We start from the raw sequence: 22,735 nt of genomic DNA, 5'->3' as shown, positions 1-22,735 counted from the left end.
TCGCGGGCGGCCATTATTTTTGCCTAATATGTAAACGCCATCGTCACCAATCCCACGGTGAAACAAAAGCTACCACAGACCAGCCCGATCACCGTGGCCAGCGCGTATCCGCGCCAATAGGCTGCCTGTCGCGCGCTCAGAATCATGTGGAATTCCATCGGCGTGGGTTCTGCGGCCAGCCCTCGCAGCTTATTGCGCACGATCCCCGCGCTTGGCATCACATTGCCCAATGCGGCCCCCATGCCAAAGACCAGCAATGAAGCGAACGGCACGAGCACCGGCGTCGCCGCGACGGCCATGACAACCACCATCGGATCGCCCCAGCGCCCGACGTCGCTTTTCGCAGTCGACCATGCGTTGGCAAAGCTTTCCGGCAGGACCGGAAAGCGCAGCAGCTTTTGCACCAGCATATCCAAGAGGCCGGGTGTGGCGACAAAGCACAGCACCGCAATCACAGCTGTGACGACCATCGCGCCCACGATTTTCAAGTTCCCGACATCGTTCCAGTTGGCATAAGCGTAAATCTCGACGCTGATCCGCAAGGCCATCCACGCCATCGCACCGACAGCGCAGCCATATGTGATCAGAACGGCCATTGCCGGACCACCGCCGCCAGTTTGTGCGTACAGGATCACCGCGACCATCACCGACAACCACCAGCCACCCACGTAGCGCGTGATTAATATTAGCGCCGGAAAGTAGATCAGGCCGGTGTTCCCGAACGCCGCAAGTAATCCCAGAGTGACCCCCGCCGCAATCGCCGACACCATCCAATGCACCGTGAAAACGACGCTTACCTTGCCCAGCATCCCTTGCCAAAGCTGCGTCAACCTGCGGGCGTCACAGGCCAGATAGACACACAACCCGCAGGCCGCGGCATAAACGAGCGTCTGAAGCACCTTGGTGTCAAAACCCGCATCTCCCGCAAAGAACTGCCATCCCGCAAAGCTTCCGATCCCGAACCACAGCCAGCCCAGATGCATCGCCAGCACGGTCGCCGACAGGCCCATCGCCATCAGGTTCCAAAAGGCCGCCTGATCGACCGCATCACCGTCATAGCGCTGACTGAACCGCGTCACATAATTGCTCAGCGTGCTCATAAACTGCTGCGGGCCGCGCATAACATAAAAAGAGGCCGCTACAGATCTGTTTTTATGTGAAATAATCAGATTCTGCTCTGCGGGACCTGGTGTGCGGTTCAGCAAGCCAACCCATGCGGCAAACCCCATCGCGAGCGTTAAAAGGAAACCAAGCGTCATCGCGGCCGTATCCTGTGTCAATTGTCGTTGGTCTGACTCCACACGTATACCGTGTCCAATCTATGGCGAACGTACGACAGCCGCGTGAAACCAACTTTGCCCTTTTCAGGTCAGCATAACTGTCCTATCTGGACCCCATGCATCAATCTGACCCCACCCTCCGCCATTCGCGCCTTGATGATATCCAAGGCATTTCGCTTGGCGTTTTCATGTGTAGTGTGGGTCTGCTTGTTCTCACCCATGCAGGCCTGCTGACAGGACAAACCGCAGGGATCGCCGTCATCATATCCTACCTCACAGGCTGGTCATTCGGCGCGGTTTTCTTCGTGATCAACCTGCCGTTCTACTGGCTCGCCTATCGCCGGATCGGGCTGGAGTTTACGATCAAATCGCTGATTTCCGTGACGCTGCTATCAATCATCACCGAATACCTGCCGTTGGGCATTGCCATTGCCCATCTGGACACCGCCTTTGGGGCTGTCCTGTTCGGGTGTCTGACGGGCGTGGGTTTGCTGGCGATGTTCCGGCATGGCGGCAGCCTGGGCGGGTTTGGCGTTGTGGCGCTTTATGTGCAGGACAGGTTCGGTTTCCGCGCGGGCTACGTTCAGCTGATCGCGGATGTTATCATCTTTGGCGTCGCATTCTTCCTCTTTCCACCAGCGATTGTGGTTTATTCCCTGCTAGGCGCGGTGGTGCTGAACCTGATCATCACGTTCAATCATCGCCGTGATCGCTACATCGCGACCTAAACCGCGACTCCGAATAGCGACCCAATCGCGGCTGTCACCACCATCGCCAACACGCCCCAGATCACGACCCGCATGGTGGCCCGCAAAACAGGTGCCGCGCCCGCCTTGGCCCCTAACGCGCCCAAGGCCGCTAGCGCAAAGACCGTGACCACCAGCACAACCGGAATGATCTGACCTGCGGGCGCAAAGAACGCGCCCAGCAATGGCACTGCCGCTGCGATGCTGAACGTCAGGCCAGAGGCCCAGGCGGCCTGTAACGGGTTGGCTGTATGGATGTCGGAAAGTCCCAATTCATCGCGCACATGCGCCTCAAGCGCGCCGTGGTCGTGCAATTCCTGTGCGACTTGCGCCGCTGTCTGCGGACTAAGCCCACGATCCTCCCAAATCTCGGCCAGCTCACGCTTTTCGCCTTCGGGATCGTTGCGCAGCGCGGCCCTTTCGCGCTCAATATCAGCAAGCTCGGTATCTGATTGCGACGACACTGACACATACTCGCCCGCCGCCATCGACAACGCACCCGCCGTCAGACCTGCGACGCCAGCGATCAGAACGGTCTGTGGCTCTGGGTCCGCCGCCGCCACACCGACAATCAAGGATGACACGGACACGATCCCGTCGTTTGCCCCCAATACAGCGGCGCGCAGCCAGTTGTTGCGGGTGACATAATGCGGATCATCTGAGTGGGCGGAAATTTCGGACATCTTCGGCTCCGGTTTTGGAATACCACCAGTTTAGCAGTTTGCAGACAAAGCGCCATTGCCCTCGGATGAAAGGCCTGCAAGGGTTCCCCCACCACACAGCGAGACGCCACATGCCAACACATTACATTGCCCTGATATTTGCCGTGATCTTTGAAACGGTCGGCACCACTGCGCTGCAAGCCAGTCAGCAATTCACACGGTTCTGGCCGGCTGTCCTGTGCGTGATATCTTATGCGGCGGCGTTTTATCTGCTGTCGCTGGCGCTGAAATACATGCCGGTGGGAATCCTTTATGCGGTCTGGTCCGGCTTCGGGATCGTGATGATCGCGGTGATCGGGTTTATCGTTTTTGGACAAAAGCTCGACCTGTGGGCGATCCTTGGGCTGGCGATGATCATCGGCGGCATCCTTGTGATCCACCTGCTGTCGTCGTCCACAACACACTAATATTCAGTGCACGTCCGGTGCACGCGCAGTGCACGCATATCACACCTGCATTTTAAGGGGTTTCCTTTGGGCGTCGGGCGCGGTATCCGCGCGTCAAATTCGTGCCCGGATGGCACCGAAACTCCCGACGAAAGACAGACACATGGACATTCGCAATATCGCGATCATCGCACACGTTGACCACGGCAAAACCACGCTGGTGGACGAACTTCTCAAGCAATCCGGCATCTACCGCGAAAACGAGGCCGTGACCGAACGCGCGATGGATAGCAACGATATCGAACGCGAGCGCGGGATCACGATCCTTGCCAAGTGTACGTCCGTCGAATGGAAAGGCACGCGCATCAACATCGTCGACACCCCCGGCCACGCCGATTTTGGTGGCGAGGTGGAGCGTATTCTGTCCATGGTCGACGGCGTCGTCTTGCTGGTTGATGCGGCCGAAGGCCCGATGCCGCAAACCAAATTTGTGACCTCTAAGGCATTGGCGTTGGGGCTTAATCCCATCGTGGTTGTCAACAAGGTCGACAAGCCTGATGGCGATCCCGACACCGCTGTGGACAACGTGTTCGACCTTTTTGCAGCACTTGAAGCCAGCGACGAACAGCTTGATTTCCCGACCATGTATGCCTCTGGCCGCGCTGGCTGGTGTGATGCAGAACTTGATGGTCCACGCGAAAATCTCGACGCCCTGTTCGACCTGATTGTAGAGCACGTGCCAACGCCCAAGCAGATCACGCGCAAGGACGAGCCGTTCCAGATGCTGGCAACAACCCTGTCGGCTGACCCCTTCATCGGTCGTATTCTGACCGGCCGTGTTGAGGCTGGTACACTGAAAGCAGGCGACACGATCAAAGCCCTGTCGCGCACAGGCGAAAAGATTGAGCAGTTCCGCGTGTCCAAGATCCTCGCGTTCCGCGGTCTGGGCCAGCAGCCTATTGATCTGGCCGAAGCGGGCGACATCGTCACCGTCGCTGGCATGACAAAGGCCACCGTGGCCGACACGCTTTGCGATGTCTCCATTGACGATCCGATCCCCGCGCAACCCATTGATCCGCCTACCATTACTGTAACCTTTGGCATCAACGACAGCCCACTGGCCGGCAAGGACGGCAAGAAGGTGCAGTCGCGCGTGATCCGCGACCGTCTGATGAAAGAAGCCGAAGTGAACGTCGCGATCAAAATCGCAGACACCCCCGGTGGTGATGCTTTTGAAGTATCGGGCCGCGGTGAATTGCAGATGGGTGTTCTGATCGAAAACATGCGCCGCGAAGGCTTCGAGCTGTCGATCTCGCGCCCGCAAGTGATCTACCGCGAGGAAGATGGCCAGCGCATGGAGCCCGTGGAAGAAGTCACCATCGACGTGGATGACGAATACACCGGTTCTGTCGTGGAAAAGCTGACAGGCCCGCGCAAAGGCGAATTGACCGAGATGAAGCCCGCAGGCGCTGGCAAAACTCGCATCATCGCGCACGTCCCGTCACGTGGCCTGATCGGCTATCATGGTGAGTTCCTGACGGATACACGCGGTTCGGGCGTTCTGAACCGTCTGTTCCACGGCTGGACCCCCTATAAGGGCAAGATCGACGGACGCCGCCAAGGTGTTCTGATCTCTATGGAAAACGGCTCTTCCGTGGCCTTCGCCCTCTGGAACCTTGAGGATCGCGGCAAGATGTTCATCGGCGCGCAGGAAGCCGTCTATCAGGGCATGATCATCGGCGAGCATTCCCGCGACAACGATCTGGAAGTGAACCCGCTCAAAGGTAAAAAGCTGACCAACGTGCGTGCATCCGGTACGGATGAGGCCGTGCGCCTGACAACACCCGTCACCATGTCGCTTGAGCAGGCGATTGCCTATATCGACGACGACGAATTGGTTGAAGTCACGCCAAACGCGATCCGTCTGCGCAAGCGCTATCTTGATCCACACGAGCGTAAGCGTCAGGCCCGCGCCAGCTAAGCCCTAACTTTCGACATCGCCCGGCAAAACGCTATCTCCGACAGATATCGTGCCGGGCGTTGTCACACTTGCATACCACCCACCATGCCCGCGCATCGCGTTGTATGCCCCGCGCCCCAGCGTCTTTTCCATACGCGAACACGGCGGACACGGGCCTTCAATATTCAGCACAACCTGACCGATCCGAAGCCGGCCCTGTCTGATTGCCAGCAGGTTGATGCCTGAAATCAAGAGATTTCGGCGCAGATCATGTGGTGAAATGCTGTCCAGCCCTGCAAGGGCAGCAATGACAGGCAAATGTTCGGCCTGCAGGAGCGTCACCGCACGCTTTCCGGCGCGGCTATGATCGCCCCGAAGCCCTGCCTCCGTCACCTCTGCCGTGGCAGGTGTCAGCAGCGCCGCATACCGCGCAGGTCGTAACCCGATCCAGTCAAGCCGTCCGGCCTGCGCATGCGTGCGGCGCATCTCGCCCAGCGTTAGCAACGATCAGATTTCTTCGACGATGCTCAACTCCCGCTGGCTTGCCCCTTTGGCAAAGCCAAGCGCCTCTTGATACGCATCGGAATAATAGCAGTCGTGCGCAGCTTGCAAGCTTGGGAACCGCGCCACCACGTTGCGTGGGCGATCCGGCCCCTCAAGCTGTTCGTAGGCTCCACCACGCGCCAGAAACACACCGCCATGATCGGCAATCGCGCCCGTCGCCCGCTTGGCGTATTCGCCATATGCTGCCTCGTCCGTCACGGTGACATGCGCAATCCAGAGTGCCGACATAATACTATCCTTCCAATACTTTACGCGCTGCGGCGATCGCTTCGTCCGCCGCATCGGCGCTCGCTGCTCCACCCTGCGCCATATCAGGGCGACCACCACCGCCTTTACCGCCAAGGGCCGCGACTGCCGCCTTGAGTACATCTACCGCAGATACCTTTGCGGTCAAATCCGCCGTCACACCTGCCGCAATCGCGGCTTTGCCACCTGTGTCAGCGATCAGCAACACCACACCGCTACCGACCTTGTCCTTGAACTGGTCAACCAGTCCGGGCAGGTCTTTGCCGGACACGCCCTGCATGACTTGTCCCATAAAGCAGATGCCATTGACGTCTTCCTGCGTGGGACCTGCCTCGCCAGCCCCACCCGCCATCGCCAGTTCACGGCGTAGCTGTGCCACCTCGTTGGTCAGCGCCTTACGCTCGTCCATCAGGGCCTTCACGCGCTCCGCCACATCCGCAGTAGGCACCTTCATGGCCAGAGCGGTCTCGGCCAAACGATGATCCTGACCGCGCAGATAATCCAAGGCCGCCTGCCCCGTCAGCGCCTCAATCCGGCGGACACCGGCACTTGATGCGCTATCGCCCAGGGTGACAAAAGCACCGATTTCCCCAAGCTGGCGCACATGCGTGCCGCCGCAAAGCTCAAGCGAATATGTGTTGCCGGATGTGCCCTTGCCCGATCCGTCAAGCTGACCCATCGACACAACGCGCACCTCATCGCCGTATTTTTCGCCAAACAGCGCCTGCGCACCCATGGCGCGGGCATCGTCAGGGGTCATGATGCGCGTCTCAACTGCGCCGTTCTGACGGATCAGCGCGTTCACTTCCTTTTCGACAGCATCCAGATCGTCCAGCGTCAACGCGGCGGTGTGGCTGAAGTCAAACCGTAGGCGATCCGGTGCATTCAGTGAACCACGCTGTGCGATATGGTCGCCAAGCGTGTTACGCAGCGCCTCGTTCAACAGGTGCGTCGCAGAGTGGTTCGCCTCAACCTGCGCGCGGCGGTCTGTGAGGACCGACAAGCTGGCCGCTTGACCACGCTTGATCTCGCCCTGCGTGACCGTCCCGATGTGGATATAAACGCCAGCCACCTTCTTGGTGTCGGTGATCTGGGCCGTTCCGGTTTCCGTGGTGATCGTACCGGCATCGCCAACCTGACCGCCTGCTTCGGCATAAAACGGCGTCTGGTTCAGCGCGATCTGCACCTCGCCGGTGGCGGTGTCTGCGACTTGCCCATCTACCACAACACCGACAATTTGCCCTTCAGCGGTCAGCGTATCGTAGCCCAAAAAATCGGTTGTGCCGTGCTTGTCAGCCACATCGAACCAGACGGTCGCATCCGCTTGCGCGCCGGTGCCGGACCAAGCCGCGCGGGCCTTTGCCTTTTGCTCGGCCATCGCCGCATCAAAACCGTCTGTGTCAACGCCGCGCCCCTGTTCACGCAGGGCATCTTGCGTCAAATCCAGCGGGAAGCCGTATGTATCGTAAAGCTTGAACGCAGCAGCACCCGGCAGATCGTCGCCTTCGCCAAGGCTGCTCACCTCATCGTCGAGCAGTTTCAGACCGCGATCCAGCGTCTGCTTGAAGCGGATTTCCTCGTTCAGCAGCGTTTCTTCGATCAAGCGCTGGCCCTGCCCAAGTTCGGGATAAGCCCCGCCCATCTGCTTGACCAGCTCCGGCACCAGACGGTGCATCACCGGATCTTTCGCGCCCAGCAAATGGGCATGACGCATCGCGCGGCGCATGATGCGGCGCAACACGTAACCGCGCCCTTCGTTGGACGGCAGCACGCCTTCTGCAATCAGAAACGAAGTGGAGCGCAGGTGGTCCGCAATCACGCGGTGGTGCGTGTTGCCATCGCCATCAGGATTTACAGACGTGGCCTGCGCAGATGCTTCGATCAGGGCGCGCATCAGGTCGGTGTCATAGTTGTCGTGCTTGCCTTGCAGCAACGCGCCGATCCGTTCCAGCCCCATGCCGGTGTCGATCGACTGCATCTCAAGCGGCTTCATCGTGCCGTCTTCGAACTGTTCGTTCTGCATGAAGACGACGTTCCAAATCTCGATAAAGCGGTCCCCGTCCTCATCCGCAGACCCTGGAGGGCCGCCCCAGATGTGATCGCCGTGGTCGTAGAAAATTTCGGTGCAAGGACCGCACGGCCCCGTCGGGCCCATCCGCCAGAAATTGTCATCGGTATCGATCTTGATGATCCGGTCCTCGGGCACACCAATCTTTTTCCAAAGATCAAACGCCTCTTGGTCCGTGTGATAAACCGTGGTCAGCAGGCGCGATTTATCGATGCCGAAATCCTTGGTCAGCAAGTCCCACGCAAACGGGATCGCCTCGGACTTGAAATAGTCGCCAAAGCTGAAATTGCCGAGCATTTCAAAAAACGTGTGGTGCCGCGCCGTATAGCCCACGTTGTCCAGATCGTTATGCTTACCCCCTGCCCGCACGCATTTCTGAGACGTTGTTGCGCGCTGGTAATCGCCAGCTTCGACGCCGGTAAACCGGTTCTTGAACTGCACCATGCCCGAGTTGGTGAACATCAGCGTCGGATCATTGCGCGGGACAAGTGGGCTTGAGGCCACGACCTGATGGCCGTTCTTGTCAAAGAAGTTCAGAAACGTGGATCGAATGTCAGCAAGGCTGGTCATTGGGGCGGCTTTCAGATTGCGAATACTGTTGTTTTCATCAGATAGCTGCGGGCCTGCCCACTGTCCACAGCGCAGCCAAATTCACAGCAAAAAGGGCGCCGCAAACGCGACGCCCTTCTTATAAAGCAAACTGAAAAATCAGATTTCGACGATATCGGCGTCTTCATTCATATCCGCATCAAAATCGAGCCCGTGGGCGGCACGAATTTTGTCTTCGATCTCGTGGGCAATCGCCGGGTTCTCGCGCAGGAAGGTTTTGGAGTTTTCACGCCCCTGCCCGATCCTCTCGTCGCCATAACTGAACCACGCGCCGGACTTTTCGACCACACCGGCCTTTACGCCCAGATCAAGCAGTTCGCCGTTCTTGGAGATACCTTCACCATACATGATGTCGAATTCGACCTGTTTGAATGGCGGCGCCACCTTGTTCTTCACGACCTTCACGCGTGTTGCGTTGCCGACCACCTCGTCACGGTCCTTGATCGCGCCGATGCGGCGGATGTCCAGACGCACGGATGCGTAGAACTTCAGCGCATTACCGCCTGTCGTTGTCTCGGGCGAGCCAAACATCACGCCGATCTTCATCCGGATCTGGTTGATGAAGATCACCATGCAGCCAGAGCGGTTGATCGAACCGGTCAGCTTGCGCATGGCCTGTGACATCAGACGCGCATGCACACCGACCGAGCTGTCGCCCATGTCGCCTTCAAGTTCAGACTTCGGCGTCAGCGCCGCGACCGAATCGACGATAACCATGCTGACAGCGCCGGAGCGGACCAGTGTATCCACAATCTCAAGCGCCTGTTCACCCGTGTCGGGCTGAGAGATCAGCAACTCGTCCAGATTGACGCCCAGCTTTTTCGCGTAAGTGGGGTCAAGCGCATGTTCCGCGTCGACAAAGGCGCAAACGCCGCCCTTTTTCTGCTCTTCCGCGATGGCGTGCAGGGTCAGTGTGGTTTTACCCGACGATTCAGGGCCATAGATTTCGATGATCCGGCCCTTTGGCAGGCCGCCGATACCGAGCGCAATATCCAGACCCAGCGAACCTGTGCTGGTCGCCTCGATGTCGGGCATCGCATTACCCGCGCCCAGCGTCATGATGGAGCCTTTACCGAACTGACGTTCGATCTGGGCCAGAGCGCTATCCAGCGCCTTTTGTTTGTCGGCTGTTTTCTTGTCTGTCATTTGAAGGAGATCTGCCGTTGCCATAATGTCCTGTCCTTATTCCACAGCCAGCCCGAGGTTTCCATAGGTCGCGGGGTGCCATTCACTGCTTTATGTTCTCTTTGTGTTCTTGTTTACCATATGGGACCAAAAAGAGAACATTTCAACTAAAATCGTACCAGTGAATGATGAAGCAGTGGTGGTTAATGAAGCGTTTATGGCGTAGATATGCGCTGAAATTAGGAAGGAACGGCGTTCAAATGCTTGTTTTCTGGAAGGAAAAACTGGTCTTTCTGGCGGTTCCCAAAACCGGCACCACCGCAATTGAGGGGGCACTGGCGCCGAGAGCGTCCATCGTCATGCGTGATCCGCCCGTTTTGAAGCATTCACCGGTCTATCGTTACAATCGTTATGTCGAACCGTTTCTGACAGAGGCAGGTGGCGCGGAAGCCATGGAAACCGTCGCGGTGGTGCGCCATCCCGTGGACTGGCTTTCCAGCTGGTTTCGATACCGGAATCGCAACGAATTGGTCGGAGAGCCGAATTCCACGCGCGATGTGTCGTTCAATGAGTTCGTATTGGAATATTGCCGCGAAAAGCCTGCGTCATTTGCCAATGTCGGCGCGCAATCCAAGTTCCTTTTGCGCCGCCGCGATCAGAAACTGGGCGTTGATCATCTCTTTAGCTACGAGCGCCCGCAAAGCCTGTATGATTTCTTTGAAGAACGGCTCCAGACCAAGGTCGAAACGAAACGTGTGAATGTCTCGCCCGACTTTAAGGTCCACATCAGCGAAGAGGTGGAATCGCACTACCGCGAGGTCCACGCGCTTGAATTTTCGTTATGGGAAATGGCGAAAACCTAGCGTTGGCTTAGCGTGCGGCTGATGGCGTCTTTCCATCCGGCATAACGCCTGTCGCGGGTTGCCTCGTCCATCTTTGGTTCGAACCGCTGGTCCAATGCCCAGTTTTTGGCGAAACCGGCCTGATCGGGGTAAATACCCGCCTGCATGCCCGCCAGCCAAGCCACGCCAAGTGCTGTTGTTTCCAATACCTTGGGGCGGTCCACCGATGCGCCGATGATGTCGGACAGGAATTGCATCGACCAATCTGATGCGCTCATCCCGCCGTCCACGCGCAAGACACCTGCGTCTGCGCCGTCGTCCCAATCGGCCTTCATCGCCTCAAGCAGATCGCGCGTCTGGAATCCGACGCTTTCAAGCGCGGCGCGGGCAAATTCGGCGGGGCCGGAATTGCGTGTCAGGCCGTAGATTGCACCGCGCGATTCCGCGTCCCAGTAAGGCGCGCCGAGGCCGGTGAAGGCTGGCACAAGGTAAAGCTCTTGTCCTGTGTCGGCGGTTTCGGCCAAGGGCTGTGTTTCTTTCGCCTCGCGGATAATCTTGAGCCCGTCGCGCAGCCATTGAACCACGGCACCGGCAATAAAGATCGACCCTTCGAGCGCATATGTTGGCTTGCCGTCAAACTGATAGGCGATGGTGCCAAGCAAGCGGCTTTTACTTTCCACCAGCGTATCGCCCGTGTTGAGCAGCGCAAAACAGCCCGTGCCATACGTCGATTTCAGCATGCCCGGCTCAAAACACGCCTGACCAATCGTCGCCGCCTGCTGATCGCCAGCCACCCCAAGAATGGGAAGCTCTTCGCCAAACAGATCAGCGCGGGTATGACCGAAATCACCGGCGCAATCGCGGACCTCTGGCAGCATTTCCATCGGGATATCAAACTTGTCGCAAATGGTCTGGCTCCAACGGCCCTTGCGAATATCATAAAGCATTGTGCGCGCCGCATTTGTGGCGTCGGTGACATGCGATTTACCGCCCGTCAGCTTCCAGATCAGAAAGCAATCAACAGTGCCGAACAAAAGCTGACCGCTACGCGCCTTGTCGCGAGCGCCTTCCACATGGTCGAGCAGCCACTTCAGCTTGGTGCCAGAGAAATATGGATCAAGCAGCAATCCGGTGCGATAGGTCACCATCTCTTCAAAGCCGTCAGCCTTGAGATCCTGACACATTTGCGACGTGCGCCGATCCTGCCAAACAATAGCGTTATGAATGGGTTGGCCGGTGTCCTTATCCCAGACGATCACCGTTTCGCGCTGGTTGGTGATCCCTATGCCGGCAATCTGCTTTGCGGTAATACCTGCCTTTTCAATCGCACCCCGACAGGTCGACGCCGTCGACGACCAGATATCGGACACATCGTGTTCAACCCAACCGGACTGGGGAAAATGCTGCGTGAATTCCTCTTGCGCAGAAGCAATGGGCTGCATGTCACCATCAAAGATGATCGCCCTGCTGGACGTCGTCCCTTGGTCGATTGCCAGAATATGTGTCATGCCGATCCTCCCTTTGCGCGGCGACAGCCTAACGCCTTTGCCTGCCTGCTCAAGCGGGTTGTGTCTGTTTCATGTAGGCATCAAGCGCCTCAACCTCTTGCGCTGTCATGCGCAGTCCTAGCTTGCTGCGCCGCCATACCACGTCTTCGGCGGTGCGGGCGTATTCGCGGGTCATCAGCCAGTCCACCTCGGCGGCGGTCAGTGTCGCGCCGAAATCCACGCCCAGATCAGCCGCAGTTTTGGCATCGGCAAGGATTTCTGTTGCTTCGGTGCCGTAGGCTTTGATCAGGCGCAATGCCCAGGCTGGCGTCAGGAAACTGTAGTCGGCAGCAAGGTTCGCCACCAGCTTATCACGATCCCCAACCGCAAAATCACCGCCGGGCATGGCAACGCCCGCAGTCCAAGGCTCTCCGCCACCAATCAGCGGGGTCAGCTTTTTCAACGCGTTTTCGGCCAGCTTGCGATAGGTCGTGATCTTTCCGCCAAAGACATTCAGCAAAGGCGCGCCATTGTCATCCATCGACAAAACATAGTCGCGTGTTGCGGCTGTCGCTGATTTGGCCCCGTCGTCATAAAGCGGGCGCACACCAGAATAAGTCCAGATCACATCATCGCGGGTGACCGGCTTTTCAAAATACTGGCTGGCGAACGCGCAAAGATAATCCTGCTCCTCATCGGTGGCGACAGGTTTGACCTGCAAATCCTGATGCTCTTTGTCGGTGGTGCCGATCAGGGTGAAATCGTTTTCGTATGGAATGGCGAAAATGATGCGCCCGTCCTCGCCCTGAAAGAAGTAAGCCTTGTCATGGTCATAAAGCCGTGGCGTCACGATATGGCTGCCGCGCACCAAACGCACGCCTTCGGTCGAATTCAACCGTACTGCACCCCGAATGATATCCTCAACCCATGGCCCGCCCGCGTTCACCAGCGCTTTCGCCGTGACCTCGTGGGTGGTGCCGTTCTGATCAAGTGTGACGCGCCAATGCTCCCCTTCGCGGGTGGCTTGGGTGACCTTTGTGCGGGTCATAATCTCTGCACCGCGCTCTTGTGCGTCGCGGGCATTGAGCACGACCAGACGCGCGTCTTCTACCCAGCAATCAGAATATTCGTAGGCCTTTTTATACTTCTGCTTGAGCGGTTTGCCTTCGGGATCATGGGTTAGATCAACCGACCTTGTGCCCGGCAAGATTTCCCGCCCCCCAAGATTATCGTAAAGAAACAGTCCCAAACGGATCAGCCAAAGCGGCCGCCTGCCCTTCATCCATGGCATGAAGAACGACAGCAGCTTTGATGTTGGCGTGTCGCCTTCAAAACGCATATCCTTGTGGTAAGGCAGCACAAATCGCATGGGCCAGCTGATGTGCGGCATCGCCTTGAGCAGCACCTCACGTTCAATCAATGCCTTACGCACCAGTCCAAACTCGAAAAACTCAAGATAGCGCAGGCCGCCGTGGAACAGCTTGGTCGAAGCCGAAGATGTTGCAGAGGCCAGATCATTCATCTCGGCCAGCCCAACGCGCAAGCCGCGCCCCTGCGCGTCTCGTGCAATACCAGTGCCGTTGATACCGCCGCCAATGATGAAAAGATCGAAATCGGTTGCCATTCGTGCAGTTCCTATATGGTCGCCTTGGGAGTGATATAGTGTGCCGACGACAACAAGACAGCGCCGTGTGTCGCGTTCCGCTTTGTCATAGCGAACACTATGGATCTCAATCTTTATTGGGATATCACTATTAATGATGTTCGTTTTGTGCTTAAACGAACATCATGAACACATCCCGACGTCATTCATATATTCTAGCCCGCGCACGCGAAAACGGTAAGGTGCAGGCCACGCCCCTTGCCGCACATCTTGGCGTTGCGGTCCAGACGATCCGGCGGGACCTGCGCGATCTGTGCGATCAGGGGCTGCTGGAGCGGGTTCACGGTGGTGCAATCCTGCCCTCGGGCGTGGCTAATATCGGTTACGGGGACCGCCGTGCCCTGAACAAGGATGCCAAGGCGCGTATCGCAAACCGTGCGGCACAGTTGATCCCTGATCATGCGTCTGTGTTCTTAAATATCGGCACGACCACCGAAGCGGTGGCACGCGCGCTCTTGAACCACAGGCACCTCAAGGTGGTTACGAACAACATGAACGTGGCCACGATCCTGTCGCGCAATCCAAGTTGCGAGGTGATCGTGGCGGGCGGTGTCCTACGGCGTTCCGACGGCGGGCTTGTGGGCGATTTGGCAGCACTTGCGATCGCACGGTTCAAGGTGGATTTCGCCGTGATCGGCGCATCTGCCATTGACCTGTCCGGCGACCTGCTGGATTTCGACGCCGAAGAGGTCCGCGTGAGCCGCGCCATTCTGGATGCGGCGCGCGCAACCGTGCTTGTGGCCGACCGCAGCAAGTTCACACGCAAAGCGCCTGTGAAAATCGCATCATTGTCCGAAGTGGATCACTATGTGACTGACGCCCTCGCCTCGGAAACCTTGGCCATGGCCTGCGCGGATTGGGGCACCCGCGTGCATCTGGTCTAATCGTCGCCTTGCAACCCCTTAAAGCCTGTTGCCACAACAAACTTTTCAGAACTGTCAGACCGCGATGACGACGGTTTCACGTTTGCGACTTTGGTAAAGCGCATCTTGAGCAGCTTTTGCAGATCACCCTCTGCACCGCCTGCAAGCACTTTGGCCACGAATGTGCCGCCTTCCTCCAAAACGTCAAAGGCGAAATAGGCCGCAGCCTCGCATAGCGCGATGATGCGCAGGTGGTCGGTCTGCTTATGGCCCGAGGATGAGGCAGCCATGTCGGACATCACCACATCAGCCTTGCCGTCCAGCCATTCCATGACCTGCTTGTCAGCATCATCGGCCAGAAAATCCAGCACATGAATATCCGCGCCGGGGATCGGCTCGACCTCTTGCAGGTCAATGCCAAGCACCGTGCCCACTGCTTTACTTGTGCGGGTGCCAAGCGCGTTCACGCGCGGCACGGCCACCTGAATCCAGCCACCGGGGGCGCAACCAAGATCAACAACCCGCGCACCAGGGATCAGAAACTGATACTTTTCATTCAGTTCGAGTATCTTGTAGGCCGCCCTGCCGCGATAACCGTCCTTCTTCGCCCGCGCGACATAAGGATCGTTCAACTGGCGTTGAAGCCACTGCGTGGACGACAGTTTGCGGCCACGCGCGGATTTTACCTTCACGAACAGATCGCGCTGTCCGCGTCCGCTTGTGTTTTTGCCCGCGTTCTTACCCGGTGTTTTCGCCATGATGCGCCGCCTTGAAACGATGAAAGCAGCCCCGTGAGTTAGGGACTGCCTTGCATCTAGCCTATCAGCCAATGGAATTTAAGGGGGTGCCTTACCTGCGGGCGCGACGTCCTGTGCGCGCGCGGCCTTCCCCGGGCTTCACGGGCGCACGGTTAAAGCTGATCCACTCACCGCCGCCAGCGTCATTGTCGGTCAGGAAGTTGGCGGCGCGAATGGCCTCCATCTCTTTGCCTGCACGCGGCTTTGTCGATCCCATGCCAAACATCTGCACGAATGCTTCATCGTCCATGCCATCGGGCAGGATAATGCCGGATGCCAGCACTTCGGCTTTCTTCTCGGCAATCTTCTTTGGACCGATGGGCAGCGCCACAGGGTTCATGATCGCCGAGGTCATGCCAGCAGTCATCGCCATCGGCAGGAAGGCGTTGTTGATCCCATGTCGGTTCGGCAGGCCAAAGCTGATGTTAGACGCGCCGCATGTCGTGTTCACACCCAGTTCCTCGCGCAGGCGGCGGACCAAGGTAAACACCTGCAATCCAGCTGTCCCCATTGCGCCAATCGGCATGACCAGCGGGTCCACCACGATGTCATGCGCCGGAATTCCAAAGTCTGCGGCGCGTTCAACGATCTTCTTGGCCACGGCAAAGCGCACGTCGGGGTCTTCGGAAATGCCTGTGTCATCGTTAGAGATCGCCACGACAGGCACGTTGTATTTCTTGACCAGCGGCAGCACCAATTCCAGCCGTTCTTCCTCACCCGTGACCGAGTTCAGTAGCGGACGCCCTTCTGCCGCTGCCAGACCGTTTTCCAGCGCACCGGGCACAGAGCTGTCGATGCACAGCGGGCAATCGGTGATCGCTTGCACGCGCTTGACCAGTTCCATCATCAGCGCGGGTTCGACAAAGTTGTTATCGGCATAGCGCGGATCTTCGGCCATTTTGTTCGAGAACACAGCGCCCGAGTTGATGTCGAGGATGTTTGCACCCGCCGCGACCTGTGCAATCGCGTCCGCTTCAACGCGAGAAAAATCGCCGCGCTCAAGCTCTTCGTTCAGGATTTTGCGCCCTGTTGGGTTGATCCGCTCGCCAATCACGCAGAACGGCTGGTCAAAGCCGATGATCGTGGTCTTGGTCTTGGATTCGACGACTGTACGGGTCATGCGGGCTCTTTCGTTGGATTGGCTGGGGTTGCGGCAGCACCGCCGTTGGCGATTGCCCATTTGGCATTGGTCTTGATCCCGCCCAGCGGGAAAAAGTGGACGTTGGTGATATTGAAATCGGGGTTGGCTGCTTTGTAGGCTGCCAGTTCGGTCAACACGTCTGTTGGCTCATATGGCAACAGCAGTTTGGTCACATCCATCGCGCGCTTTTGCAGCACTTTCAGCGACGGACCGACACCGCAGGCGATGGCGAACTTGATCAGCGTTTGCAGCTTGGCCGGTCCCGCGATCCCGATATGAATGGGCAGCGTGATGCCCGCGTCTTTCAGACTGTCGGCCCACGCGATAATCGGACCCGCTTCAAAAGCGAATTGGGTTGCCAGCGCCATTTCGGCGTCTGTCGTGTCGCTGAATTTCTGCTTCCAGCGCAGCGCGTCCTGCACATTTGCATCGCCGCCCTTGGGGTCGATATCTTTGTTGCCTTCGGGGTGGCCCGCTACGTGCAAACGCTTGAAGCCAGCACGATCAAATGCGCCGCTTTCCAACAACTGCATGGAGCTCTCGTATTCACCATGCGGTTGCGCCACGCCGCCAGCCAGCAGCAGTGCCTGATCCACACCCGCCTCGCCCTGATAGCGGGCGATCCAGTCAGTCAGCGTGGCTTCGTCTTTGATGATGCGCGCAGGAAAGTGCGGCATGACAGCATAGCCGTCGGCGGCCAAACGCTTGGCCGTGGAGACCATGTCTTCAATCGGCGTGCCTTCGATATGCGCGATGTAAACGCGTGTCCCGCTGGGCAAAAGAGAGGTGAAATCCTCGATCTTTTCGGCCGTGCGCGGCATCACCTCGATCGAATAGTCCTGCAAAAACGCCTCAAGCTGCGGATTTGTGGTCGCGGGCGCAGGTGCCTGTTTTTTCTTGAACGGAAGCAACGACATAATGAGATCCTTTAAGGTGGAAGGCGGCGTGCGGGTCACGCCCAGCCGTCGTTTGCGATCAGGGTTTTGATACGATCAAGGTCGTATTCGGTATCAATCCGCGCCACCTCGGCAGCGGCGACATCGGCATCTGCTCCTTCAACGGGATAGGGATCGGCCTTGCGGAACCCTTCAAGATAGGCGTCGGATTCAGCGGCACCGGATTTCATCGCAGCACGGTCAATCGCCTGCTCAAACCGTTCGGGCAAAGGCAGCTTTGTTCCGCGGCGGCCCTTACCGACAATCACCTGTGCGGGCATATCGCGCCAGTACACAATCGTCACATCTGCCATATCCGATTCCCCTGCACGGTTGTCTTTCAAAACGTTCTAACACTGCCTGTATGCGCCCTTGGTCTTTTTTCGACATGGTGACGCTTTCCAGCGACCAACATAGTCGGGGGCGCGCGGGCCTGCTATCCCGCAAGCCCCCCGAAATCTGCATGGTCGTGATGCAGTTCATTCATCAAGTTGCAAGACAAAGGCTTGCGGGACGGCGGTCAAATGCCTAGCTTGAAGGTAACTCGAAATGGAGGGCGTGCAAAATGGCGCCCAAGCGTCCCAACGGTGCGGGCGCGTTCCCAAAAGCGGTCGTAACCCCCGCACCCAATCCGCCTGATCCGGCGCAGCTTTATGCCGCTTTGGATTTGGGCACGAACAGTTGTCGTATGTTGATTGCCCAGCCCAAGGGTAGCCAATTTCACGTGGTCGACAGCTTTTCCAAATCTGTCCAGCTTGGACACGGGCTTGAAAGCACCGGCAAATTGTCGCGTGCGTCCATGAACCGTACCATCTCGGCGATGCGCATATGCCGCCAGAAACTGGAACGGCACGGCGTAAAGAACATGCGTCTTGTGGCGACAGAAGCCTGCCGCCGCGCTCGCAACGGGGCCAATTTTGTCGCACAGGTACGCCGCGAGACCGGCCTGAACCTTGAGATCATCAAACCGGAAGAAGAAGCGCGGCTTGCCGTGATCTCTTGTGCGCCGCTGGTCAGCACCAAGACCGAACAATTGCTTGTTGTTGATATCGGCGGTGGCTCAACGGAACTGGTGTGGATCGACCTGACAAACGTGCCGCATGTGGAACGCCCACGCGCGATCATGCGGCTGCATGCCGGATTTCGTGCCGATACCGGCCCCTTTGCTGCGGCAAAGGTCGTGGACTGGATCTCCGTGCCGCTTGGCGTGGCAACGCTGCGTGACCAGTTTGCGGATGTTGACGACGATGGCGGACGCTTTGCCCTGATGAGCTGGTTTTTCGAGGAAAACCTTGAGGCCTTTGCCCCATCGGCGGCTGAACAGGATCGTGAAGGGTTCCAGATCATCGGCACTAGCGGAACTGTGACGACTGTCGCTGCAAGCCACCTTGGCCTGCGCCGCTATGACCGGACCAAGGTGGACGGGTTGCGCATGACCAGCGACCAGATTGATACGGTGATCCGCGATTATCTGGCGCTTGGCCCCGGTGGCCGTCGCGCTGATCCGCGTATCGGCAAGGACCGGCAGGCGTTGATCATGTCAGGGGCTGCGATTTTGCAGGCTTTGATGCGGTTGTGGCCCACTGATCGCTTGTCGGTTGCCGACCGTGGTTTGCGTGAAGGATTGCTGTATCAGCAGATGTCAGCCGATGGCGTGCTGGAGCCTGCCCCCTATTGATCAGCAGCAATGCGCGCGGTTTGATATCAGGCGATACCAGCCTTGGCCGCGCGCAGCGCTGCACCAAATATTGCCACGTCCCCGCCGACACCCATCAGGGTCACGCCAAGATCGGTAAAGGTTTGGGCAGTTGATGGATCAAATGTCAGGAACCCAGCACTTTTTCCGGTGGCAGCAATACGCTTTAGGGCGTCATGGATTACAACTTGCACGTCAGGGTGTGCTGGATCGCGCGTGTAACCCATATCGGCAGCAAGATCAGCAGGACCAATGAAAAGCCCGTCAACGCCATCAATTGCGGCGATTACTTCAATGTTGCCAACAGCTTCGCGACTTTCGATCTGAACGATCAGGCAAACCTCGTCGTCAGCATTATCAAGATAATCGGTTTGCGTGCCATAACCAGTGGCCCGCGCCACAGCCGCCCCAAGACCGCGCTTGCCGAGTGGGGGATAGCGCATCATGTCTGCAAGCGCCTGAGCCTGTTCGGGCGTGTCCACGGTTGGTGCCATAACGGTCTGACATCCCATATCCAGAACCTGCTTGATCAACCACGGTTCTGGCACGGCAATGCGATAAATGGCTTGTGTGTCGGTGGATTGCAGGGCCTGCAATTGTGGGACGAGTTCCGTGACCGAATTTGGCCCATGCTCACCGTCGATCAGGCACCAGTCAAACCCCGCCTGCCCCGCAAGCTCTGCCAGAACCGCCGATCCGGTGTTCAGCCAGATGCCATATTGTGGCGTGCCGGCGCGAAGCGCAGCTTTGAGCGTATTACGTGGTGCAGGCATGATGTGGTCCCCTGATGAATTGCCATCAGGCGACCACAAATATCTGTCAGTCGCAACTAGCGATAATAGAGCGATTGCCCGTTGTGGAAGATTTGCACCTTCCCCGGCTCTGCCGACATACGCACCGTTTTGCCACGCAGATCAGCATGGATGCCCGGCAGTTTGCCCAGCACGGACGCATCGGCACCAGCGGTGTCGAAATAAAGCAACGTCACTTCGCCCAAGGCTTCGGTAAAGTTCACCTGACCTTCGTAGATATAGTCGCCAGTGGTTTCGATCAAATCTTCGGGACGGACGCCGATGTTGACCTTCAGACCCTTATCAGCCGCCTGCGTTGGCACTGCCGACACGGCTGTGCCGCCACCGTCGAGTTTGACCGTGGTCAGTGCGCCGGTCTCGACGATTTCACCGGACAGCAGGTTCATGGCGGGTGAGCCAATGAATTGGGCGACAAACTCGTTCTCGGGACGCTCATAAAGCTCCAACGGTGTGCCGACCTGCGCGATGCCCTTGTTGGCCAACACTACGATCCGCGAGGCCAGCGTCATCGCCTCGACCTGATCGTGCGTCACATAGATCATCGTGCTTTCGGGCATGGATTCTTTGAGTTGCGCAATCTCGATGCGTGTGGCGACGCGCAGGGCCGCATCAAGGTTCGAGAGCGGTTCATCGAAAAGATAAACCTTCGGGTCACGCACAATCGACCGGCCAATGGCCACACGTTGGCGCTGACCACCCGAAAGCGCTTTTGGCAGACGATCAAGGTATTCTTCCAACTGCAAAATCTTCGAAGCCTTCGCCACCGCCGCGTCAATTTCAGACGTGGTTTTCTTGGCCAGCTTCAGCGCAAACGACATGTTATCGCGCACTGTCATGTGCGGGTAAAGCGCGTAGGACTGGAACACCATCGCAATGCCGCGCTGTGCCGGTGGCACGTCGTTCACAACCACGCCGTCGATCTGCAATTCACCAGCGGTGATGCTTTCCAGACCCGCGATCATGCGCAGCAATGTGGATTTACCGCAGCCGGACGGGCCGACAAACACGATCAGTTCGCCCTGTTTGATATCCAGATTGATGTTCTTGAGAACATCAACCGTGCCGCCGTAGGTCTTTGCCACATCCGTCAGTTTCAAATCGGCCATTGTCAGGTCCCCCCGGTTATCAGTTCTGCCCTGTTCAGGCGTTTTTCTTTGCCAGGCATACCTGCCAAGGTCCAAGATGCAGGCGCCCGTCAAGCGACGGATGCGCGCTGCCAAGTTCTTCGCCGATCATCGTCCATTTGCCTTTTGGCAAGTCGAAATCGGATGGTGTTTCGCTGACGTTGAACGCGCAAAAGATCACATCGTCCCCAAGCGTGCGGGTGAAATAGATCACATCGTCAGAGGCGCGCAGACCGTCATGTTCGCCGATCGACAGCGCCGGATTGTTGTGCCGGAAGGCAATCGCGCGGCGATAGTGATGCAACAACGCGCCCGGCTCGTCCTCTTGATTGGCGACAGACAGGCTCAGATGTTCGGACGCGACAGGCAACCACGGGCGGCCTTCGGTGAAACCACCGTTCTGGTTGTCAGACTGCCAGACCATTGGCGTGCGACAGCCATCGCGGCCTTTGAATTCAGGCCAGAACTCGATCCCGTATGGGTCTTGAAGGTCTTCAAATGCGACGTCTGCTTCTGGCAGGCCAAGCTCTTCGCCCTGATAGAGGCAAACCGACCCGCGCAGGCACATGATCAGCGTGGCAAACATGCGTTGTGCGGCGGGCGGCAGGTCCCAACGGGACGCGTGGCGCTGCACGTCGTGGTTTGAAAATGCCCAACAGGCCCATCCGTCTGACGCTTCATCATCCACACGCTTCATCACGTCAACGATGCGCCGTGCTGTTGGCTGGTCCTTGGCAAGGAATTCAAACGCGTAACACATCTGCATCAGATCATCACCGGCGGTGTATTCGCCCATGATTTCAAGCCCGCGCTGTGCATCACCCACCTCACCCACGGCAGCGGCGCCAAACGGCTCCATCACCGCGCGCAGTTTGCGCAGGAAGGTCAGGTTCTCGGGGCGGTTCTTGGAATAGAGATGTTCCTGGTGGTTATACGGGTTCACCGACGGCGCGATTGTCGCGTTGCGCTTTTCAGGCGGCAGCGGCGGGTTATCCCGCAGTTCGGCGTCATGTGTGTAGAAGTTGATCGTATCCAGTCGGAAGCCATCACACCCGCGGTTAAGCCAGAAACGGGCCACGTCCAGCAGCGCCTCTTGCACGTCCATGTTGTGGAAGTTCAGGTCGGGCTGGGACACAAGGAAGTTGTGCAGGTAATACTGTTCGCGTCGCGCATCCCACTGCCACGCCGATCCGCCAAAGATCGACAGCCAGTTGTTGGGCGGCGTGCCGTCAGGTTTGGGATCAGCCCAAACGTACCAGTCCTGCTTGGCATTATCGCGGTTTGCACGGCTTTCTTTGAACCACGGGTGCTCATCGGATGTGTGGGAAAGGACCAGATCGATCATGACCCGCACGCCCAGACGATGGGCAGTATCAACCACGGCATCAAAATCAGCCAGCGTGCCGAACATCGGATCAACGTCGCAATAATCGCTCACGTCATAGCCGAAGTCTTTCATCGGAGACATGAAGAACGGCGAAATCCAAATCGCATCCACGCCAAGCGACGCAATGTAGGGCAGACGCTCCACGATACCGGCCAGATCGCCGATGCCGTCGCCGTTGCTGTCCTGATAGCTGCGCGGGTAGATCTGGTAGATCACCGCACCGCGCCACCAATCCTTGTTTTCCGCCAGTTTCGGAGCGGGTTCAGCAAGTGTCATTCGTAT

Annotated in this window: 21 protein-coding genes; 6 read left to right on the top strand and 15 right to left on the bottom strand. The window is 58.0% G+C overall.

Translation table 11 applies throughout. The features are described 5' to 3' along the window. Positions 1 to 23: 23 nt before the first annotated feature. On the bottom strand, positions 24 to 1,100 hold the full coding sequence (locus tag V8J84_RS12810) for a hypothetical protein (protein ID WP_339931731.1): 1,077 nt from the start codon (positions 1,098 to 1,100) through the stop codon (positions 24 to 26). A gap of 296 nt (positions 1,101 to 1,396) precedes the next feature. Between V8J84_RS12810 and V8J84_RS12805 the strand changes: the two genes are divergently transcribed. Beyond that, on the top strand, positions 1,397 to 2,008 hold the full coding sequence (locus V8J84_RS12805; protein ID WP_339931729.1) for a YitT family protein: 612 nt from the start codon (positions 1,397 to 1,399) through the stop codon (positions 2,006 to 2,008). Here the strand turns inward: V8J84_RS12805 and V8J84_RS12800 are convergent. Beyond that, complete coding sequence (locus V8J84_RS12800) at positions 2,005 to 2,709, bottom strand: VIT1/CCC1 transporter family protein (protein ID WP_339931727.1); 705 nt, start codon at positions 2,707 to 2,709, stop codon at positions 2,005 to 2,007. The two genes, V8J84_RS12805 and V8J84_RS12800, sit on opposite strands and share 4 nt — an antisense overlap. A 110-nt stretch (positions 2,710 to 2,819) precedes the next feature. Between V8J84_RS12800 and V8J84_RS12795 the strand changes: the two genes are divergently transcribed. Both V8J84_RS12795 and typA read left to right on the top strand, forming a co-directional pair. Next, positions 2,820 to 3,155, top strand: a complete 336-nt coding sequence (locus tag V8J84_RS12795) for a DMT family transporter (RefSeq protein ID WP_339931725.1) — start codon at positions 2,820 to 2,822, stop codon at positions 3,153 to 3,155. Between the two features lie 142 nt (positions 3,156 to 3,297). Then, positions 3,298 to 5,115: a translational GTPase TypA gene (gene typA / locus V8J84_RS12790; protein WP_339931722.1), complete on the top strand. Its 1,818-nt coding sequence runs from the start codon at positions 3,298 to 3,300 to the stop codon at positions 5,113 to 5,115. 3 nt (positions 5,116 to 5,118) lie between these two features. Here the strand turns inward: typA and V8J84_RS12785 are convergent, their stop codons facing one another. From V8J84_RS12785 to recA, 4 genes are all read right to left on the bottom strand, one after another. Next, positions 5,119 to 5,580 (bottom strand): MOSC domain-containing protein, encoded by a 462-nt coding sequence (locus tag V8J84_RS12785; protein WP_339931720.1) that lies wholly within the window; start codon positions 5,578 to 5,580, stop codon positions 5,119 to 5,121. A 21-nt stretch (positions 5,581 to 5,601) separates the two neighbouring features. Next, on the bottom strand, positions 5,602 to 5,886 hold the full coding sequence (locus V8J84_RS12780) for a DUF1330 domain-containing protein (protein WP_339931718.1): 285 nt from the start codon (positions 5,884 to 5,886) through the stop codon (positions 5,602 to 5,604). A 4-nt stretch (positions 5,887 to 5,890) separates the two neighbouring features. Beyond that, positions 5,891 to 8,542, bottom strand: a complete 2,652-nt coding sequence (gene alaS / locus V8J84_RS12775) for an alanine--tRNA ligase (protein ID WP_339931716.1) — start codon at positions 8,540 to 8,542, stop codon at positions 5,891 to 5,893. Between the two features lie 138 nt (positions 8,543 to 8,680). Continuing rightward, entirely contained in the window at positions 8,681 to 9,751 is a 1,071-nt protein-coding gene (gene recA, locus V8J84_RS12770) for a recombinase RecA (protein ID WP_339931714.1), read from the bottom strand. A gap of 140 nt (positions 9,752 to 9,891) precedes the next feature. On the opposite strand from recA, the gene V8J84_RS12765 reads away from it, so the two are divergent. Further along, the gene (locus V8J84_RS12765; RefSeq protein WP_339931712.1) at positions 9,892 to 10,569 is read left to right on the top strand and encodes a gamma-glutamyl kinase; all 678 of its coding nucleotides are present in this window, start codon (positions 9,892 to 9,894) and stop codon (positions 10,567 to 10,569) included. On the opposite strand, the gene glpK is transcribed toward V8J84_RS12765, so the two are convergent. Both glpK and glpD read right to left on the bottom strand, forming a co-directional pair. Next, positions 10,566 to 12,056, bottom strand: a complete 1,491-nt coding sequence (gene glpK / locus V8J84_RS12760; RefSeq protein WP_339931710.1) for a glycerol kinase GlpK — start codon at positions 12,054 to 12,056, stop codon at positions 10,566 to 10,568. The two genes, V8J84_RS12765 and glpK, sit on opposite strands and share 4 nt — an antisense overlap. A gap of 49 nt (positions 12,057 to 12,105) precedes the next feature. Then, positions 12,106 to 13,659, bottom strand: coding sequence for a glycerol-3-phosphate dehydrogenase (gene glpD / locus V8J84_RS12755; protein WP_339931708.1), 1,554 nt, complete (start codon positions 13,657 to 13,659; stop codon positions 12,106 to 12,108). 164 nt (positions 13,660 to 13,823) lie between these two features. Between glpD and V8J84_RS12750 the strand changes: the two genes are divergently transcribed. Continuing rightward, the gene (locus V8J84_RS12750) at positions 13,824 to 14,582 is read left to right on the top strand and encodes a DeoR/GlpR family DNA-binding transcription regulator (protein ID WP_339931706.1); all 759 of its coding nucleotides are present in this window, start codon (positions 13,824 to 13,826) and stop codon (positions 14,580 to 14,582) included. Here the strand turns inward: V8J84_RS12750 and V8J84_RS12745 are convergent. From V8J84_RS12745 to V8J84_RS12730, 4 genes are all read right to left on the bottom strand, one after another. Then, a complete protein-coding gene (locus V8J84_RS12745; RefSeq protein ID WP_339931704.1) occupies positions 14,579 to 15,319 on the bottom strand; it encodes an RlmE family RNA methyltransferase in 741 nt (246 codons plus the stop codon). The genes V8J84_RS12750 and V8J84_RS12745 overlap by 4 nt on opposite strands. Before the next feature lie 91 nt (positions 15,320 to 15,410). After that, positions 15,411 to 16,478 (bottom strand): methyltetrahydrofolate cobalamin methyltransferase, encoded by a 1,068-nt coding sequence (locus V8J84_RS12740; protein ID WP_339931702.1) that lies wholly within the window; start codon positions 16,476 to 16,478, stop codon positions 15,411 to 15,413. Beyond that, positions 16,475 to 17,416 (bottom strand): methylenetetrahydrofolate reductase, encoded by a 942-nt coding sequence (locus tag V8J84_RS12735; protein ID WP_339931700.1) that lies wholly within the window; start codon positions 17,414 to 17,416, stop codon positions 16,475 to 16,477. Before V8J84_RS12735 ends, V8J84_RS12740 begins: the two co-directional genes overlap by 4 nt. A 35-nt stretch (positions 17,417 to 17,451) precedes the next feature. Continuing rightward, positions 17,452 to 17,748 carry a virulence factor gene (locus tag V8J84_RS12730; RefSeq protein ID WP_339931698.1) on the bottom strand — a complete coding sequence of 99 codons (297 nt, stop codon included), beginning with the start codon at positions 17,746 to 17,748 and terminating at the stop codon, positions 17,452 to 17,454. Between the two features lie 251 nt (positions 17,749 to 17,999). On the opposite strand from V8J84_RS12730, the gene V8J84_RS12725 reads away from it, so the two are divergent. Then, positions 18,000 to 19,112, top strand: a complete 1,113-nt coding sequence (locus tag V8J84_RS12725) for a Ppx/GppA phosphatase family protein (protein WP_339931696.1) — start codon at positions 18,000 to 18,002, stop codon at positions 19,110 to 19,112. 26 nt (positions 19,113 to 19,138) lie between these two features. Here the strand turns inward: V8J84_RS12725 and V8J84_RS12720 are convergent, their stop codons facing one another. From V8J84_RS12720 to V8J84_RS12710, 3 genes are read right to left on the bottom strand one after another with little or no spacing between them, the layout of a single operon-like run. After that, a complete protein-coding gene (locus V8J84_RS12720) occupies positions 19,139 to 19,903 on the bottom strand; it encodes an HpcH/HpaI aldolase family protein (protein WP_339931694.1) in 765 nt (254 codons plus the stop codon). A gap of 56 nt (positions 19,904 to 19,959) precedes the next feature. After that, positions 19,960 to 21,048 carry an ABC transporter ATP-binding protein gene (locus tag V8J84_RS12715; protein ID WP_339931692.1) on the bottom strand — a complete coding sequence of 363 codons (1,089 nt, stop codon included), beginning with the start codon at positions 21,046 to 21,048 and terminating at the stop codon, positions 19,960 to 19,962. Between the two features lie 34 nt (positions 21,049 to 21,082). Further along, positions 21,083 to 22,729: an alpha-glucosidase gene (locus tag V8J84_RS12710; RefSeq protein WP_339931690.1), complete on the bottom strand. Its 1,647-nt coding sequence runs from the start codon at positions 22,727 to 22,729 to the stop codon at positions 21,083 to 21,085. Between the last annotated feature and the right edge of the window lie 6 nt (positions 22,730 to 22,735).

Origin of the sequence: Yoonia sp. 208BN28-4 (assembly GCF_037543925.1) — a bacterium.
Taxonomy (GTDB): domain Bacteria; phylum Pseudomonadota; class Alphaproteobacteria; order Rhodobacterales; family Rhodobacteraceae; genus Yoonia.
Note: the sequence above shows the minus strand (reverse complement) of the source record. Positions and strands in the feature narration are given on the sequence as shown.

What these genes read in the sequence shown, in the direction of transcription:
- V8J84_RS12810 (WP_339931731.1), bottom strand. Translation starts at nt 1,100, where the DNA reads ATGAGCACGCTGAGCAATTATGTGACGCGGTTCAGTCAGCGCTATGAC.
- V8J84_RS12805 (WP_339931729.1), top strand. Translation starts at nt 1,397, where the DNA reads ATGCATCAATCTGACCCCACCCTCCGCCATTCGCGCCTTGATGATATC.
- V8J84_RS12800 (WP_339931727.1), bottom strand. Translation starts at nt 2,709, where the DNA reads ATGTCCGAAATTTCCGCCCACTCAGATGATCCGCATTATGTCACCCGC.
- V8J84_RS12795 (WP_339931725.1), top strand. Translation starts at nt 2,820, where the DNA reads ATGCCAACACATTACATTGCCCTGATATTTGCCGTGATCTTTGAAACG.
- typA (WP_339931722.1), top strand. Translation starts at nt 3,298, where the DNA reads ATGGACATTCGCAATATCGCGATCATCGCACACGTTGACCACGGCAAA.
- V8J84_RS12785 (WP_339931720.1), bottom strand. Translation starts at nt 5,580, where the DNA reads ATGCGCCGCACGCATGCGCAGGCCGGACGGCTTGACTGGATCGGGTTA.
- V8J84_RS12780 (WP_339931718.1), bottom strand. Translation starts at nt 5,886, where the DNA reads ATGTCGGCACTCTGGATTGCGCATGTCACCGTGACGGACGAGGCAGCA.
- alaS (WP_339931716.1), bottom strand. Translation starts at nt 8,542, where the DNA reads ATGACCAGCCTTGCTGACATTCGATCCACGTTTCTGAACTTCTTTGAC.
- recA (WP_339931714.1), bottom strand. Translation starts at nt 9,751, where the DNA reads ATGGCAACGGCAGATCTCCTTCAAATGACAGACAAGAAAACAGCCGAC.
- V8J84_RS12765 (WP_339931712.1), top strand. Translation starts at nt 9,892, where the DNA reads ATGATGAAGCAGTGGTGGTTAATGAAGCGTTTATGGCGTAGATATGCG.
- glpK (WP_339931710.1), bottom strand. Translation starts at nt 12,056, where the DNA reads ATGACACATATTCTGGCAATCGACCAAGGGACGACGTCCAGCAGGGCG.
- glpD (WP_339931708.1), bottom strand. Translation starts at nt 13,659, where the DNA reads ATGGCAACCGATTTCGATCTTTTCATCATTGGCGGCGGTATCAACGGC.
- V8J84_RS12750 (WP_339931706.1), top strand. Translation starts at nt 13,824, where the DNA reads ATGAACACATCCCGACGTCATTCATATATTCTAGCCCGCGCACGCGAA.
- V8J84_RS12745 (WP_339931704.1), bottom strand. Translation starts at nt 15,319, where the DNA reads ATGGCGAAAACACCGGGTAAGAACGCGGGCAAAAACACAAGCGGACGC.
- V8J84_RS12740 (WP_339931702.1), bottom strand. Translation starts at nt 16,478, where the DNA reads ATGACCCGTACAGTCGTCGAATCCAAGACCAAGACCACGATCATCGGC.
- V8J84_RS12735 (WP_339931700.1), bottom strand. Translation starts at nt 17,416, where the DNA reads ATGTCGTTGCTTCCGTTCAAGAAAAAACAGGCACCTGCGCCCGCGACC.
- V8J84_RS12730 (WP_339931698.1), bottom strand. Translation starts at nt 17,748, where the DNA reads ATGGCAGATGTGACGATTGTGTACTGGCGCGATATGCCCGCACAGGTG.
- V8J84_RS12725 (WP_339931696.1), top strand. Translation starts at nt 18,000, where the DNA reads ATGGCGCCCAAGCGTCCCAACGGTGCGGGCGCGTTCCCAAAAGCGGTC.
- V8J84_RS12720 (WP_339931694.1), bottom strand. Translation starts at nt 19,903, where the DNA reads ATGCCTGCACCACGTAATACGCTCAAAGCTGCGCTTCGCGCCGGCACG.
- V8J84_RS12715 (WP_339931692.1), bottom strand. Translation starts at nt 21,048, where the DNA reads ATGGCCGATTTGAAACTGACGGATGTGGCAAAGACCTACGGCGGCACG.
- V8J84_RS12710 (WP_339931690.1), bottom strand. Translation starts at nt 22,729, where the DNA reads ATGACACTTGCTGAACCCGCTCCGAAACTGGCGGAAAACAAGGATTGG.